12 protein-coding genes are annotated in these 13888 nt (G+C 70.1%); 7 read left to right on the top strand and 5 right to left on the bottom strand.

The window, feature by feature from the left end; genetic code table 11:
- Positions 1 to 26: 26 nt before the first annotated feature.
- The 3 genes from mctP to IE260_RS17765 all read right to left on the bottom strand — a co-directional run bounded on the left by mctP (position 27) and on the right by IE260_RS17765 (position 2810).
- Positions 27 to 1655: a monocarboxylate uptake permease MctP gene (mctP, locus tag IE260_RS17755; protein WP_189872949.1), complete on the bottom strand. Its 1629-nt coding sequence runs from the start codon at positions 1653 to 1655 to the stop codon at positions 27 to 29.
- On the bottom strand, positions 1652 to 1909 hold the full coding sequence (locus IE260_RS17760) for a DUF3311 domain-containing protein (protein ID WP_189872951.1): 258 nt from the start codon (positions 1907 to 1909) through the stop codon (positions 1652 to 1654). Before IE260_RS17760 ends, mctP begins: the two co-directional genes overlap by 4 nt.
- 136 nt (positions 1910 to 2045) lie before the next feature.
- On the bottom strand, positions 2046 to 2810 hold the full coding sequence (locus IE260_RS17765) for a GntR family transcriptional regulator (protein WP_189872953.1): 765 nt from the start codon (positions 2808 to 2810) through the stop codon (positions 2046 to 2048).
- Between the two features lie 407 nt (positions 2811 to 3217).
- Between IE260_RS17765 and IE260_RS17770 the strand changes: the two genes are divergently transcribed.
- From IE260_RS17770 to IE260_RS17785, 4 genes are all read left to right on the top strand, one after another.
- Entirely contained in the window at positions 3218 to 4519 is a 1302-nt protein-coding gene (locus IE260_RS17770) for a sugar ABC transporter substrate-binding protein (RefSeq protein WP_189872955.1), read from the top strand.
- Between the two features lie 145 nt (positions 4520 to 4664).
- Positions 4665 to 5657, top strand: a complete 993-nt coding sequence (locus IE260_RS17775) for a carbohydrate ABC transporter permease (RefSeq protein ID WP_189872957.1) — start codon at positions 4665 to 4667, stop codon at positions 5655 to 5657.
- A complete protein-coding gene (locus IE260_RS17780; RefSeq protein WP_373303357.1) occupies positions 5654 to 6547 on the top strand; it encodes a carbohydrate ABC transporter permease in 894 nt (297 codons plus the stop codon). The genes IE260_RS17775 and IE260_RS17780 overlap by 4 nt, the downstream gene beginning before the upstream one ends.
- Positions 6548 to 6556: 9 nt before the next feature.
- On the top strand, positions 6557 to 8047 hold the full coding sequence (locus IE260_RS17785) for a glycoside hydrolase family 3 protein (RefSeq protein WP_189872959.1): 1491 nt from the start codon (positions 6557 to 6559) through the stop codon (positions 8045 to 8047).
- 85 nt (positions 8048 to 8132) lie between these two features.
- Here IE260_RS17785 and nagB read toward each other — a convergent pair whose 3' ends face one another.
- Positions 8133 to 8918 (bottom strand): glucosamine-6-phosphate deaminase, encoded by a 786-nt coding sequence (gene nagB / locus IE260_RS17790; RefSeq protein WP_189872961.1) that lies wholly within the window; start codon positions 8916 to 8918, stop codon positions 8133 to 8135.
- A 405-nt stretch (positions 8919 to 9323) separates the two neighbouring features.
- On the opposite strand from nagB, the gene IE260_RS17795 reads away from it, so the two are divergent.
- Positions 9324 to 10397 carry an SIS domain-containing protein gene (locus tag IE260_RS17795; protein ID WP_189872963.1) on the top strand — a complete coding sequence of 358 codons (1074 nt, stop codon included), beginning with the start codon at positions 9324 to 9326 and terminating at the stop codon, positions 10395 to 10397.
- 15 nt (positions 10398 to 10412) lie between these two features.
- Here the strand turns inward: IE260_RS17795 and IE260_RS17800 are convergent, their stop codons facing one another.
- Positions 10413 to 11165, bottom strand: a complete 753-nt coding sequence (locus IE260_RS17800) for an SDR family oxidoreductase (protein WP_189872965.1) — start codon at positions 11163 to 11165, stop codon at positions 10413 to 10415.
- Between the two features lie 96 nt (positions 11166 to 11261).
- On the opposite strand from IE260_RS17800, the gene IE260_RS17805 reads away from it, so the two are divergent.
- The gene (locus tag IE260_RS17805) at positions 11262 to 11924 is read left to right on the top strand and encodes a TetR/AcrR family transcriptional regulator (protein ID WP_189872967.1); all 663 of its coding nucleotides are present in this window, start codon (positions 11262 to 11264) and stop codon (positions 11922 to 11924) included.
- A gap of 425 nt (positions 11925 to 12349) precedes the next feature.
- Positions 12350 to 13816 (top strand): sensor histidine kinase, encoded by a 1467-nt coding sequence (locus IE260_RS17810; protein ID WP_189873266.1) that lies wholly within the window; start codon positions 12350 to 12352, stop codon positions 13814 to 13816.
- Positions 13817 to 13888: the final 72 nt, after the last annotated feature.

The following is a 13888-nucleotide window of genomic DNA, read 5'->3' on the forward strand; positions in this document are numbered from 1 at the left end:
TCCGACGGCCCGTTGCGTACGGGGTGTCAGTGCGACGTACCCGCCGTGGCCGGCGGCAGCTCGACCTGGACGCCCGGGTCGCCCGCGTCCGCCGTGTAGTCCTCCGGCTTGGTCTCGTCCACGCCCTCCGGGGCCTTGACGGCCTTCAGGACGAAGGTCAGGACCACGGTGACCAGGACGTTCAGCACGAAGGCGGTGAGACCGATGTAGCCGATCTCGCCGATGCCGGGGATCTCCTTGGAGGAGCCGCCGAAGTGCTTCTGCGTCGGCGAGGCGACGCCGTACGCGGCGGCCGTTCCGTAGACCATGCCGACCGCCCAGCCGGCGAGCAGCGCCCAGCGGTGGAACCACCGGGTGAACAGGCCGCCGACCAGGGCCGGGAAGGTCTGCAGGATCCAGATTCCGCCGAGCAGCTGGAAGTTGATCGCGACCGTCTTGTCCATGCCGAGGACGAAGACCAGCGCGCCCACCTTCACCAGCAGCGACACCAGCTTGGAGACCTTCGTCTCCTGGGCCGGGGTGGCGTCCGGCTTGATGAAGTCCTTGTAGATGTTGCGGGTGAAGAGGTTCGCGGCCGCGATCGACATGATCGCCGCCGGGACCAGCGCGCCGATGCCGATCGCCGCGAAGGCCACGCCCGCGAACCAGTCCGGGAACATGTTCTCGAACAGCTGCGGGATCGCCAACTGCCCGTTGCTGACCTTGACGCCGGCCGCGATCGCCATGAAGCCCAGCAGCGCCAGAAGACCGAGCATCAGCGAGTACAGGGGCAGGATCGTGGTGTTGCGGCGGATCACCTCACGGCTGCGCGAGGACAGCGTCGCGGTGATCGAGTGCGGGTACATGAAGAGCGCGAGCGCCGAGCCGAGCGCCAGCGTGGCGTACGTCCACTGGCCCGCCTCGCCCGGAGCCAGCGCGCCGCGCGGCTGCCCGGTGGCCGGGTTGGTCTGGCTGAACGCCTCGCCGGCCTTGGCGAAGATGTCGTCGAACCCGCCCAGCTTGATCGGGATGTAGATGATCGCCACCGCGATCACGATGTAGATCAGCGTGTCCTTCACGAACGCGATCAGCGCGGGCGCCCGCAGCCCCGACGAGTAGGTGTACGCCGCGAGCACGCCGAAGGCGATCAGCAGCGGCAGGTCCTTGATGAACCAGTGGGTGTCCTCACCGCCCCCGACGCCCATCACGTCCAGCACGGCCTGGATGCCGACGAGCTGGAGCGCGATGTACGGCATCGTGGCCAGGATGCCGGTGACGGCGACCGCCAGCGACAGGCCCTTCGAGCCGAACCGGCCGCGCACGAAGTCCGAGGTCGTCACGTAGCCGTGCTTGTGGGAGACCGACCACAGGCGGGGCAGGAAGGTGAAGATCAGCGGGTAGACCAGGATGGTGTACGGCACGGCGAAGAAGCCGGCCGCGCCCGCCGCGTAGATCGCCGCGGGGACGGCCACGAAGGTGTACGCCGTGTACAGGTCGCCGCCCAGCAGGAACCAGGTGACCCAGGTGCCGAACGAGCGGCCGCCCAGGCCCCACTCGTCGAGGCTGTGCTCGTTCTCGGCCTTGCGCCAGCGCGCGGCCAGGAAGCCCATGGCGGTGACGAGCACGAAGAAGAAGATGAAGACGGCGAGTGCGACGCCGTTCACGCCGTCGTTCACTTGGCCCCGCCTCCCCGGCGAGCGCGCTGGTCACGCTGCCACAACTTGTACGCGATCATGGTCAGGGCGGTGGAGATCAGCACCCAGGCCATCTGGTACCAGTAGAAGAACGGGATGCCTATGAAGGCCGGGTCCGTCTTCGCGTACGAACCGACCCACAACATGGCGACGAACGGTGCGAAAAGGCAGAGGGCGATGACGACGCGCATGGGCGTCACCACCGGCCCTCTGTTCACTTCTGGGGCTTGTGACATGTGGCGACTCCGTCCCCTCACTGATCACCTGGTGCGGTGCGCACGAAATGTAGGTGACCCGTCAACAGAGCGGAAGCCCTTGTCCGCATATCGGTCCGCAACCGCAACGTAACGTGCGGTGCGGGCGCGTGCGCTCTCAGTCCTGGGGGCGCTTCAGTCGCGCGACGAACTTGTAGCGGTCGCCCCGGTACACCGACCGCACCCACTCGACCGGCTGTCCGTCCCGGTCCCGCGAGTGCCGGGAGAGCATCAGCATGGGCAGGCCCACGTCGGTGCCGAGCAGGCCCGCCTCGCGCGGGGTGGCCAGCGAGGTCTCGATGGTCTCCTCGGCCTCGGCGAGGTGGACGTCGTACACCTCGGCGAGCGCCGTGTAGAGGGACGTGTACTTGACGAGGGAGCGGCGCAGCGCCGGGAAGCGCTTCGCCGACAGGTGCGTGGTCTCGATGGCCATGGGCTCGCCGTTGGCCATGCGCAGCCGTTCGATGCGCAGAACCCGTCCGCCCGTGCTGATGTCCAGCAGACCGGCGAGCCGGTCGTCGGCGGTGATGTAGCCGATGTCCAGCAGCTGGGAGGTGGGTTCGAGGCCCTGGGCCCGCATGTCCTCGGTGTAGGAGGTGAGTTGCAGGGCCTGCGAGACCTTGGGCTTGGCGACGAACGTGCCCTTGCCCTGGATGCGCTCCAGCCGGCCCTCGACGACCAGTTCCTGCAGGGCCTGGCGGACGGTCGTGCGCGAGGTGTCGAACTCCGCGGCCAGGGTGCGCTCGGGCGGGACGGGTGTGCCCGGCGCCTGTGTCCGGGTCATGTCGAGCAGGTGCTTCTTCAGACGGTAGTACTTGGGCACGCGCGCGGTACGGACGGTCGCCCCACCCTCGTTCTCCGCACTGCTGACGTCGGTGCTCATGCTCTGCCTTCCCGGCTCCGGGTGCCGAAGCGACCGACATCACCTATCGGCCACGGCTCACATCGTGGCACGGCTTCGTGCCGGGAGAGTCCCGCACGCTCCGTGATCCCTTCTGTATACCTCCGGTGCCCCGGTTGGTCTAGTCCACCGCGCCGAGGCGATGGCCCCGGCCGAGGTCCGCGCGGTGGCCCGATGTGCCGCTTGCGAAATGAAAAGTCCCTGCATATCGCGGTCCCATAACGGACGTCTGGTGCCCGCTCGAACACCCTTGACAGCCCTATTGGTCTGGGCCAAGCTCCCCCGTACTGGTCTACACCATTGGTCCAGTCCCGGCCCCAAGGGCGGTACGCGTTCACGCTCGACCGCGGGGAGGCAGGGGGGTTTGTGGCATCCCTGAGGAGGGTGGCGTGAAGCGCAAGCTGGCAGCCGCGATCGGTATCGCGGGCATGATGGTCTCCATCGCGGCGTGCGGGGGGTCGGACGACGGCGCGTCCAAGCAGGACCCGAAGGACCGCAAGGGCGAACTCACCGTCTGGCTCATGGTGGACGCCCAGAGCAGCTGGCCCGAGCTGGTCAAGCAGGCGAACGCCGACTTCAACAAGAAGTACCCCGGCGTCAAGGTCAACGTCCAGTACCAGCAGTGGGCCGACAAGACCAAGAAGCTCGACGCCGCGCTCTCCGGCGACAAGTTCCCCGATGTGGTCGAGCTGGGCAACACCGAGACGATGACCTACATCCTCAACGGTGCCCTCGGCGAGATCGACGAGAAGAAGTACGACAACTCCGACACCTGGATCAAGGGCCTGAAGGACACCTGCTCGTACGAGGGCAAGCTGTACTGCGTCCCGTACTACGCCGGTGCCCGCGTCGCCATCTACAACAAGGACATGTTCAAGGCCGGCACCGGCTCGGACCAGCTGCCGACGACCGAGGCCGAACTGCTCAAGGCGCTCGACAAGGTCCAGGACAAGTACAAGAAGGACAACGCCTTCTCCTCGCTGTACCTGCCGGGGCGCTACTGGTACGCCGCCATGTCCTACGTCGCCGCCTACGGCGGCCAGATCGCCACCTACGACGAGGGCGGCAAGGAGTGGAAGGCCGCACTCTCCTCGCCGGAGTCCCAGAAGGGCATCCAGCACTTCGTCGACCTGGTCAAGAAGTACAACAACGGTGACCAGACCAAGGACGAGCAGGACCACGCCAACGTCATGGCCAACGAGAAGGCGGCCATGCTCTACGGCAACGGCTGGGAGGCCGGCAGCGTCGTCGACTCCAAGACGAACGGCAACCCCAGGCTGAAGGACAAGATCGTCACGGCGGGCATGCCCGGCCCGAACGGCAAGGCGCTGCCCTCCTTCATCGGCGGCTCCGACCTGGCCACGATCTCCAAGTCCGAGAACCAGGACATGGCGCAGGACTGGATCTCGATGTTCACCAACGAGAAGGCCCAGGCCGCGCTGGCCGCCAAGGACATCCTGCCCAACAACACCAAGCAGCTGGAGCCGCTGAAGTCCAAGCCGGCGACGGCCCCGATCGCCAACGCCGTCCCCGACGCCTGGTTCACCCCGATCGCCCCCGGCTGGGCCGCGATCGAGAAGAAGGAGACCCTCGAGACGATGCTCCTGGACATCCTCAAGGGCAAGTCGGTCGCCGAGGCCACCAAGGCGGCGGACGCGGAGATCAACTCGATGATCAACGAGACCGCCTGAGCCCTGAGCCCAGGTGCCCAGCCCTCGTTGACCTCCGGTGCCTTGTCCGGCCGCCCGGCTGGACAAGGCCGGTTGGGTGTGCCGGCCGCCCGGGGTGTGCCGGCCACCGATCCGATGCAGACCCTTCGAACGGAAGGCCAGCACAGTGAGTGCCGCCGACATCAAAGCAGCCGAGCCGGAGGTGTCCGCTCCGCGGGCGCGCGACGGTGACGGCCCGGCACCGTCCACCCCTCGGCGAAGCCGGTGGACGAACGGGCCCCTGCTGCCCTACCTGCTGATCGCCCCGGCTGTCGTGGCACTCGCCGCGGTGTTCGTCTGGCCGCTGATCAAGACCGTGATCATGTCCTTCCAGGACGTCGGCCGACGGGAACTGTGGACGGGACAGGCCGCCGAGTGGGTCGGCTTCGAGCAGTTCACCAACATCCTCGGTGACGGCGAGTTCTACGACGTCCTGTGGCGCACCGTCCTGTTCATGGTCGTGTGCGTCGTCGCCACCATGGCGCTCGGGCTCTTCCTCGCCCACTCCATGCAGCGCATGACCAAGGCGGTACGCCTGCTGCTGACCGGCGCGCTCATCGCCGCCTGGTCCCTGCCCCTGCTCGTCGCCACCTCGATCTTCCGCTGGTTCGCCGACTCCGACTACGGCGTCGCCAACATGGTGCTGACCAAGTACCTCGGCCTCGACTACCAGGGCCACAACTGGTGGCTCGACCCCAAGCAGGGCTTCTTCATGATCGGCGCCGTGGTGGTGTGGGGCGCGGTGCCGTTCGTCGCCGTCACCCTGTACGCCGCGCTCACCCAGGTGCCGGCCGAACTGGAGGAGGCCGCGGAACTCGACGGTGCCGGACGGATCGGCGTCTTCCGCTACGTGACCTGGCCGGTGATCAAACCCGTCTTCCAGATGGTGGCCACGCTCTCGGTGATCTGGGACTTCAACGTCTTCGGCCAGGTCTTCCTGATGCGCGGCAACAAGCCGGAACCCGAGTACAACCTCCTCGGCCTCTACTCCTACGAGAAGGCCTTCGAGTCGAACTCCTTCAGCCAGGGCGCCGCCATCGCGCTGATCACCGTGCTGCTCCTGTCCGGCGTGGCCGTCTACTACCTGCGCCAGCTGCTCAAGATCGGAGAGGTCGAGTGAGCGACACCACCGCCACGACCGCCACGAAGACCGTGGGAGCCTCGGCGCCCGCCCACCGGCCCGACCGCAAGAAGCCCAGTCGTCACTTCCACAACGCCGTGGGCGTCGTCGCCTTCCTGGTGATGGCCTTCCCGGTGTACTGGCTCGTGGTCAGCGCCCTGCGCCCCAACGCCGAGATCCGCTCCTACGACCAGAAGCTCTGGCCGACGTCCCTGACCCTGGACAACTTCCGCCGGGCGATCGACGCGCCGAACTTCGGCACCGCCATCCAGTCCAGCCTGATCGTCTGCGTGACCGCCGTCGTCGGGGCGATGGTGCTGTCCACCATCGCGGCCTTCGCCATCGGCCGCTTCCGGTTCGCCGGCCGCAAGATCTTCATGATCGTGCTGCTCGTGGTGCAGCTGCTGCCGCCGACGGCCATGCTCATCCCCCTCTACATCCAGTTGAACGACCTGGGCGCGATCAACGAGTACTGGGGCGTCATCGTCATCTACCTCGTCTCCACGCTGCCGTTCGCCACCTGGATGATCCGCGGGTTCGTCGTGAACATCCCCCTGGAGCTGGAAGAGGCCGCGATGGTGGACGGCTGCTCCCGCATGGGCGCCTTTTGGCGCGTGGTGTTCCCGCTGCTCGCGCCGGGTCTCGCCGCCGCGTCGATCTTCTCGCTGATCAACGCGTGGAACGAGTACCTGCTCGCCTACATCGTGCTGCAGGACAACGACAAGTACACGCTCAACGTCTGGCTCATGAACTTCACCACCTCGCGCGGCACCGACTACGGCGCCCTGATGGCCGCCTCGACGCTGATCGCGATACCCGTCGTCGCGTTCTTCATGATCGTCCAGAAGAAGATGGCCGCCGGCCTCACCTCCGGCGCCGTGAAGGGATAACGCCACCCGATGACGACTTTCGCCCGTGGTACCGACACCCTCACGCGCGACGCGCTGACGGTCCTCCAGCCCGGCTTCACCGGCACCACCGCCCCCGACTGGCTGCTGCGCCGCCTCGGCCAGGGACTGGCCTCCGTCGGCCTGTTCGGTCGCAACATCGCCTCGCCCGAGCAACTCGCCGCCCTGACCGCCCAGCTGCGCGCCGAACGCGAGGACGTGCTGGTCGCGATCGACGAGGAGGGCGGCGACGTCACCCGCCTGGAGGTGCGCACCGGTTCCTCCTTCCCCGGCAACCACGCGCTCGGCGCGGTGGACGACGTGGAACTGACCCGCCAGGTGGCCGCGGAACTGGGCCGCCGCCTCGCGGCCTGCGGGGTGAACTTCAACTGGGCCCCGTCCGCCGACGTGAACTCCGACCCGGACAACCCGGTCATCGGCGTGCGCTCCTTCGGCGCCGACGCACGCCTGGTCGCCCGCCACACCGCCGCCTACGTCACCGGCCTGCAGTCGGTGGGAGTGGCCGCCTGCACCAAGCACTTCCCCGGCCACGGCGACACGGCCGTCGACTCCCACCACGCCATGCCCCGCATCGACGTGGACGCCGCCGTGCTCGCCGAGCGCGAACTGGCCCCCTTCCGGGAGGCGATCGCCGCGGGCACCCGCGCGGTGATGAGCGCCCACATCCTGGTCCCCGCCCTGGACCCGGAGCGGCCGGCCACCCTCTCCCGCCGCATCCTGACCGATCTGCTGCGCGGCGAACTCGGCTACGACGGCCTGATCGTCACCGACGGCATGGAGATGCGGGCCATCGCGGGCACCTACGGCATCGAACGCGGCAGCGTGCTGGCCGTCGCGGCCGGCGCCGACGCGATCTGCGTGGGCGGCGGCCTCGCGGACGACGACATCGTCCTGCGGCTGCGGGACGCCCTGGTCGACGCCGTCCGCTCGGGCGAGCTGCCCGAGGAACGGCTGGCGGACGCGGCGGAACGCGTCCGCGCCCTGGCCCGCTGGACGGCCGCGGACCCGGCCCGCACGCGGGCCGGGTCCGCGGCCGACGGCGATGTGGGCCTGCGCGCCGCCCGCCGCGCCCTGAAGGCCACCGCCGCCGAGAGCTTCGCTCCCGTCACCGAACCGCCCTACGTCGCCTCCTTCACCCCCGTCGCCAACATCGCGGTCGGCGACGAGACCCCCTGGGGCGTCGCCGCGGAGCTCCTGCGTCTGCTGCCCGGCACGCAGACCGGCGGCTTCGCGGGACCGGACGCCGGTAACCAGGTGCTGGAGGCGGCCGGCGCCCGCCGCATCGTGGCCGTCGTCCGCGACGAGCACCGTCACCCCTGGATGGCGGCGGCCCTCGACACCCTGCTCAAGGCCCGCCCCGACACCGTGGTGGTCGAGATGGGCGTTCCGCAGGCCGCGCCGCGCGGTGCCCTGCACCTGGCCACCCACGGTGCGGCCCGCGTCTGCGGCCGGGCGGCGGCGGAGGCCATCGCGGGCGCGTGAGCGCACGCCCACCGGTACGACGAAGGCGCCGGGCCCCGCCATGGGGACCGGCGCCTTCTCACGGGCACCGCGGTCGATCGAAGGCTCAGAGCCCCTGCCACTCGGGCTTGTGCGCGTACGTGTGCCGGAAGTAGTCGGCGAGCTTCAGCTTGGAGGCGGCGGCCTCGTCCACGACGACCGTGGCATGCGGGTGCAGCTGCAGCGCGGAGGCCGGGCACACGGCCGCGACCGGTCCCTCGACACTCGCGGCCACCGCGTCGGCCTTGCCCTCACCGGTGGCGAGCAGCACCAGGTGCCGCGCCTCCAGGATGGTGCCGATGCCCTGCGTGATGACGTGGTGCGGCACCTGATCGATGTCGCCGTCGAAGAAGCGGGCGTTGTCGACGCGGGTCTGCTCGGTCAGCGTCTTGATCCGGGTCCGCGAGGCCAGCGACGAGCACGGCTCGTTGAACCCGATGTGCCCGTCGGTGCCGATCCCCAGCAACTGCAGGTCCACCCCGCCGGCCGCGGCCAGCGCACTGTCGTACGCCTCGCAGGCCCCCTGGACGTCCTCGGCCGTGCCGTCGGGCCCCATGAAGGCGTCCATGCCGATGCGCAGCGGCTCCAGCACCTCGCGCCGCAGCACCGAGCGGTAGGACTCCAGGTGTTCCGCGGGCAGTCCCACGTACTCGTCGAGCTGGGCGATCCGCGCCCGCGCGGTGTCCACGGCACCCGAGCGCACCTTGGCCGCCAGCGCCTCGTACACGGGCAGCGGCGTCGAGCCGGTGGCCACCCCGAGCAGGGCGTCGGGCTTGCGCCGGAGCAGCTGCGCCATGGCCTCGGCGATGAGCTCGCCGCCCGCCTTGGCGTCGGGAACGATGACAACTTCCACGCTGGGCCTGCCGTTCTGAAGAGGGGACTCGAGAACCCGAAGGACATATGTGGTTTAGACCAATCTAACAGAGCGGGGTCCTCTTTCCCCCGGTTTCCCGGCGGCCGTCCGGCAGCCCGTTCCGGCTCAGCGCGGGCGCGTCCGGTCCGGATGGAGTGGAATGAAGAAGAGGGGCCGAGAAGCACCGCGCCGGACCGGCGAAGCCGTACGGCACGGCGGCGTGCCGCCGCCCGGCCGCCTCACCGCCCCGTGGGCGGGTGCACCCGGCCACCGCACCCGCTCCTCGTCCGCCTCCCCGGCCACCGCACTCCCGTCGGCCCTGAGAACCCCGCCCGCCTTCAGGCCCCGCGACGCACCACCGTTCCACAGCACCGGCACCCACCCCGCACCCCGGAGGGAACCCGCATGACCGCCGCCCCCGCACCGGGCCTCCACAGCGACCTGCCCGGCCGCATCATGGCCCGGGAGATGGCCGAGCAGCCCGCCGTCCTGCGCCGGATCCTGGACGACGGCGCCGCCTCCATCCGGCAGGTGGCCCGCGAGATCGCCGCCCGCGCACCCCGTTTCGTGCTGCTGACCGCCCGCGGCTCCTCCGACAACGCCGCGCTGTACGCCAAGTACCTCCTGGAGATCCGCCTCGGCCTGCCCTGCGGTCTGGCCTCGATGTCGACCACCACCGCCTACGGTGCCCGCCCGCACCTCACCGACGTCCTCGTCATCACCGTCAGCCAGTCCCGCGGCTCGCCGGACCTGGTGGCCTCCACCCGCGCCGCCCGCGAGGCCGGCGCCATCACCCTGGCGGTGACCAACAACCCCGACTCCGCGCTGGCCGGCGTCTCCGAGTACCACGTCGACATCATGGCCGGACCGGAGAGGGCCCTGCCCGCGACCAAGACCTACACCGCCTCCCTTCTCGCCCTGTACCTCTTCACCGAGGGCCTGCGCGACGGCGACGGCGCGGCCGCCCGGGTGCTGCCGGACCTCGCCGATCGGCTGCTCGCCCGGCAGGACGAGGTGCGCGCTCTCGCCGCCCGCTACCGCTTCGCCGAGCGCATGGTGATCACCTCGCGCGGTTACGGCTATCCCACGGCCAAGGAGGCCGCTCTCAAACTCATGGAGACCAGCTACATCCCTGCCCTCTCGTACTCCGGAGCCGACCTTCTGCACGGCCCGCTCGCCATGGTCGACAACGTCTCACCGGTGATCGCCGTCGTCACCGACGGCAAGGGCGGCGAGGCGCTCCAGCCCGTGCTGGACCGGCTGCGCGGCCGGGGCGCCGACCTGTTCGTCGTCGGCCCCAGGAGCCGGGTCGAGCGGGCGTCCGCCGGATTCGTGATGCCCACCGAGGGCGTGGCCGAGGAGGTCCAGCCCGTGCTGGAGATCATCCCGCTCCAGCTGCTGGCGTACGAGGTCACGATCGCCCGCGGCCAGGACCCGGACGCCCCCCGCGCCCTGGCGAAGGTGACGGAGACCCACTGAGCCCGCGGACGCGAGCTAGGTCAGCGAACCTCCCGTCGCGTCGACCCAGCTCCCGGTGACCCACCGGCCCGCGTCCGACGCCAGGAAGGCGACCACGTCGGCGACCTCGGCCGGCGTCCCCACCCCGCCCAGCGCCGAGAGCGCCGCCGCCCGAGCCCAGCCGTCCGCACTGCCGTGCAGCAGCTCGGCCGTGTTGTCCGTGTCGATGATGCCGGGCGCCACCGAGTTCACCGTGATGCCGCGGGCGCCCAGCACCTTGGAGAGGTCGCGGGAGAAGACGTCCAGCGCGCCCTTCGTCATCGCGTACGCCATGTTGTCCGGCATCACCGCGGTGCGGGCCAGCCCCGACGAGACGTTGACGACCCGGCCGCCGTCGCGCAGCCGCCCCATGCCGTGGCGGAGGATGAAGAACGGCGCCCTCACGTTCACCGCGAAGACCCTGTCGTACTCCTCCTCACTTATCTCCCCGATCGGTCGCGTACTGCCGATCCCGGCGTTGTTCACCAGGATGTCCAGGCCGTCCGCGTGCCGGTCGAACTCCTGCCACAGTGCCTCCGCGTCCCCGGGAACGCCCAGCTCCACCCCGATCGTGAACGCCGAGCCGCCCGCCGCCTCGATCGCGGCGACCGTCTCCTTCGCCGCCGCCTCGCTCCTGCCGTAGTGCACCGCGACCCGTGCGCCGTCGCGGCCCAGCCGCTCGGCGATGCCCCGTCCGATGCCCCTGCTCGCCCCCGTGACGAGAGCCGTCCTGCCCGTGAGCACGCCCATGCCGGCGCCCCCTTCGCATTTTCTAGTGGTCGCTACAGAAATGACGGTACCGCAGCCCGCAGACATTTCTCTAGTGCCCGCTATAAAATGAACCCCATGGTGAGCAGCGAGGAGACCGAGCGGGGCGGGGCGCCGGCCCGGTCCGCGACCGAGACCCGCGGCCGTCCGGCCAGGGCGCGCGGACGCCCCCGCTCCTTCGACCGGGAAGCGGCCCTGGAGAGGGCGCTCATGGCCTTCTGGGAACACGGCTACGAGGCCACGTCCGTCTCCGACCTCACCCGGGTCATGGACATCGGCGCCCCGAGTCTGTACGCGGCCTTCGGCGACAAGCGCACGCTCTTCGAGGAAGTCGTCCGGGAGTACGGCACGCGGTACGGCTCCTTCGGCGACCGGGCCCTCGCCGAGGAGCCGACGGCCCGGGCGGGCATAGAGCGCATGCTCCGCGAGGCGGCCGTGGAGTACACGACCCCCGGGCGTCCGCACGGCTGCCTCGTCATCCACGCCGCCGCCAACTGCTCCACCCCCGAGGTGGAGGAGTCCCTGCGCGAGCGGCGCAACGCCAACATCGCCGCGTTCGAGCGCCGCATCCGCGCCGACGTCGCCGCGGGTGTCCTGCCGGAGGGCACCGACGCCGCCGCCCTCGCCCGGCACGCCGGCGCGATCATCCAGGGCATGTCCCAGCAGGCGCGCGACGGCGCGAGTCGCGAGGAACTGGAGTCGCTCGCGGAAATCGCCCTCGCCGTCTGGCCCCGCTCGTGAGCCAACAGGGTTAGGCTTCTGCCCGGTGCTCGGACGTCCGAGCAGTCGTCGGAAGTGACAACAACAAACACCGTCCAGCGCATGGACATGCACAGTGGTCTAGTCCACAATGGCCACTGAGGCACTTACGCAAGGTGAACATCAGGCTTCCGCCTTCCCCGCACAGGAGGGCGGGACCGAGGAACCGGAGCTCTCTGCCCTGACTGCCCCGGCTCCTCACCCTTCGGCCGACCGGGACCGCACACCCCACGGCCGATGTTGCTCCGGGCTGCGGTGCCGGGAGGGTTGAGGGTCCCTCTCAGGCGCCGCGGCCCGCGGGTGTTCCCGGGACCTTTCCGGAGGTGCTCCCGGTGACCGGTGGGGCGCGATCCGGCTGGTTTCGATCGCTGTCCGAACCGCCAGGTACGCTCGGCAACGTGCCCTCCATGAACGAACTCGTACGCCAGCACACCGCCCTCGACGACTCCGACCTCGAGTGGCTCCATCTGCTGGTCTCGGAGTGGCAGCTCCTCTCCGACCTCTCCTTCGCCGACCTCGTCCTGTGGGTCCCCACCCGCGACGGCACGCGGTACGTGTCCGTCGCCCAGATGCGGCCCAACACCGGCCCGACCTCGTACCAGGACGACATGGTCGGCCACCTGGTCCCGCGCGGCCGGCGCCCCATGCTGGACGCCGCCCTGGACGAGGGCCGGATCGTGCGCGAGGGCGACCCGGAGTGGCGCGAAGAGGTCCCCGTCCGCGTCGAGTCGATCCCCGTGCGACGCCAGGGCCGCGTCCTTGGGGTCATCGCCCGCAACACCAACCTCCTCACCGTGCGCACCCCGAGCCGGCTGGAGCTCACCTACCTCCAGAGCGCCTCGGACCTCGCGCAGATGATCGCGGCCGGCGCCTTCCCGTTCGAGAACCAGCAGGTCGACATGGACGCCTCGCCCCGCGTCGGCGACGGCCTCATCCGGCTCGACGCGGAAGGCATCGTGCACTACGCGTCCCCGAACGCTCTGTCCGCGTACCACCGCATGGGCCTGGCCGCCGATCTGGTCGGCCACCACCTGGGCAGGACGACCGCCGAACTCGCCCCGTCCCGCGGCCCGGTGGACGAGGCGCTCGCCAAGGTGGCCAGCGGCTGGGCGCCGCGCGAGTTCGAGATCGAGGCGAACGACGGGGTGATCCAGTTCCGCGCGATCCCGCTCAAGCCGAAGGGCACGCGCATCGGTTCCCTGGTACTGCTCCGCGACGTCACCGAACTGCGGCGCCGCGAGCGCGAGTTGATCACCAAGGACGCGACCATCCGGGAGATCCACCACCGGGTGAAGAACAACCTCCAGACGGTCGCGGCCCTGCTCCGCCTCCAGGCCCGGCGCATCGGTTCGGAGCGGGGCCGCGAAGCCCTCGAAGAGGCCGTACGCCGGGTCGGCTCGATCGCGATCGTCCATGAGACGCTGTCTCAGAACCTGGACGAGCGCGTGGAGTTCGACGAGATCGCCGACCGCGTGCTGGCGATGGTGGCCGAGATCTCACCCGGCAAGGTCACCGGCCGGCGCACCGGCCGCTTCGGCATCCTGGACGCCGAGGTCGCCACGCCCCTGTCGATGGTGCTGACCGAAGTCCTGCAGAACGCGCTGGAGCACGGCTTCCGCGAGGGCGACACCGGCACGGTGGAGGTCTCCGCGGTCCGTGGCGGCACCACGAAGGAGGCCCGCCTCCTCGTCACCGTCCAGGACGACGGCGTCGGCCTGCCCGAGGACTTCGACCCGCACCGCTCCGGCAATCTCGGACTGCAGATCGTCCGCACCCTGGTGGAGGGCGAACTGGGCGGCACCTTCGACATGGTCCCGGCCCCGGAGCGCGGCACTCGGGTGATCCTGGACATACCGGTGCCGCCGCAGAAGTAGGACGGCGGACAGCAAAAAGCCCCGGACCGGTGAAGGTCCGGGGCCAGTGCTCGTGCGATGGGGGTCCCCCCG

The sequence above is a fragment of the Streptomyces viridiviolaceus genome, from assembly GCF_014650995.1.
Taxonomy (GTDB): Bacteria; Actinomycetota; Actinomycetes; order Streptomycetales; family Streptomycetaceae; genus Streptomyces; species Streptomyces viridiviolaceus.

Bases quoted from the DNA above. Each gene is read 5' to 3' on its own strand.
- IE260_RS17760 (WP_189872951.1), bottom strand. From the start codon at position 1,909: ATGTCACAAGCCCCAGAAGTGAACAGAGGGCCGGTGGTGACGCCCATG.
- IE260_RS17765 (WP_189872953.1), bottom strand. From the start codon at position 2,810: ATGAGCACCGACGTCAGCAGTGCGGAGAACGAGGGTGGGGCGACCGTC.
- IE260_RS17785 (WP_189872959.1), top strand. From the start codon at position 6,557: ATGACGACTTTCGCCCGTGGTACCGACACCCTCACGCGCGACGCGCTG.
- IE260_RS17795 (WP_189872963.1), top strand. From the start codon at position 9,324: ATGACCGCCGCCCCCGCACCGGGCCTCCACAGCGACCTGCCCGGCCGC.
- IE260_RS17800 (WP_189872965.1), bottom strand. From the start codon at position 11,165: ATGGGCGTGCTCACGGGCAGGACGGCTCTCGTCACGGGGGCGAGCAGG.
- IE260_RS17805 (WP_189872967.1), top strand. From the start codon at position 11,262: ATGGTGAGCAGCGAGGAGACCGAGCGGGGCGGGGCGCCGGCCCGGTCC.
- IE260_RS17810 (WP_189873266.1), top strand. From the start codon at position 12,350: ATGAACGAACTCGTACGCCAGCACACCGCCCTCGACGACTCCGACCTC.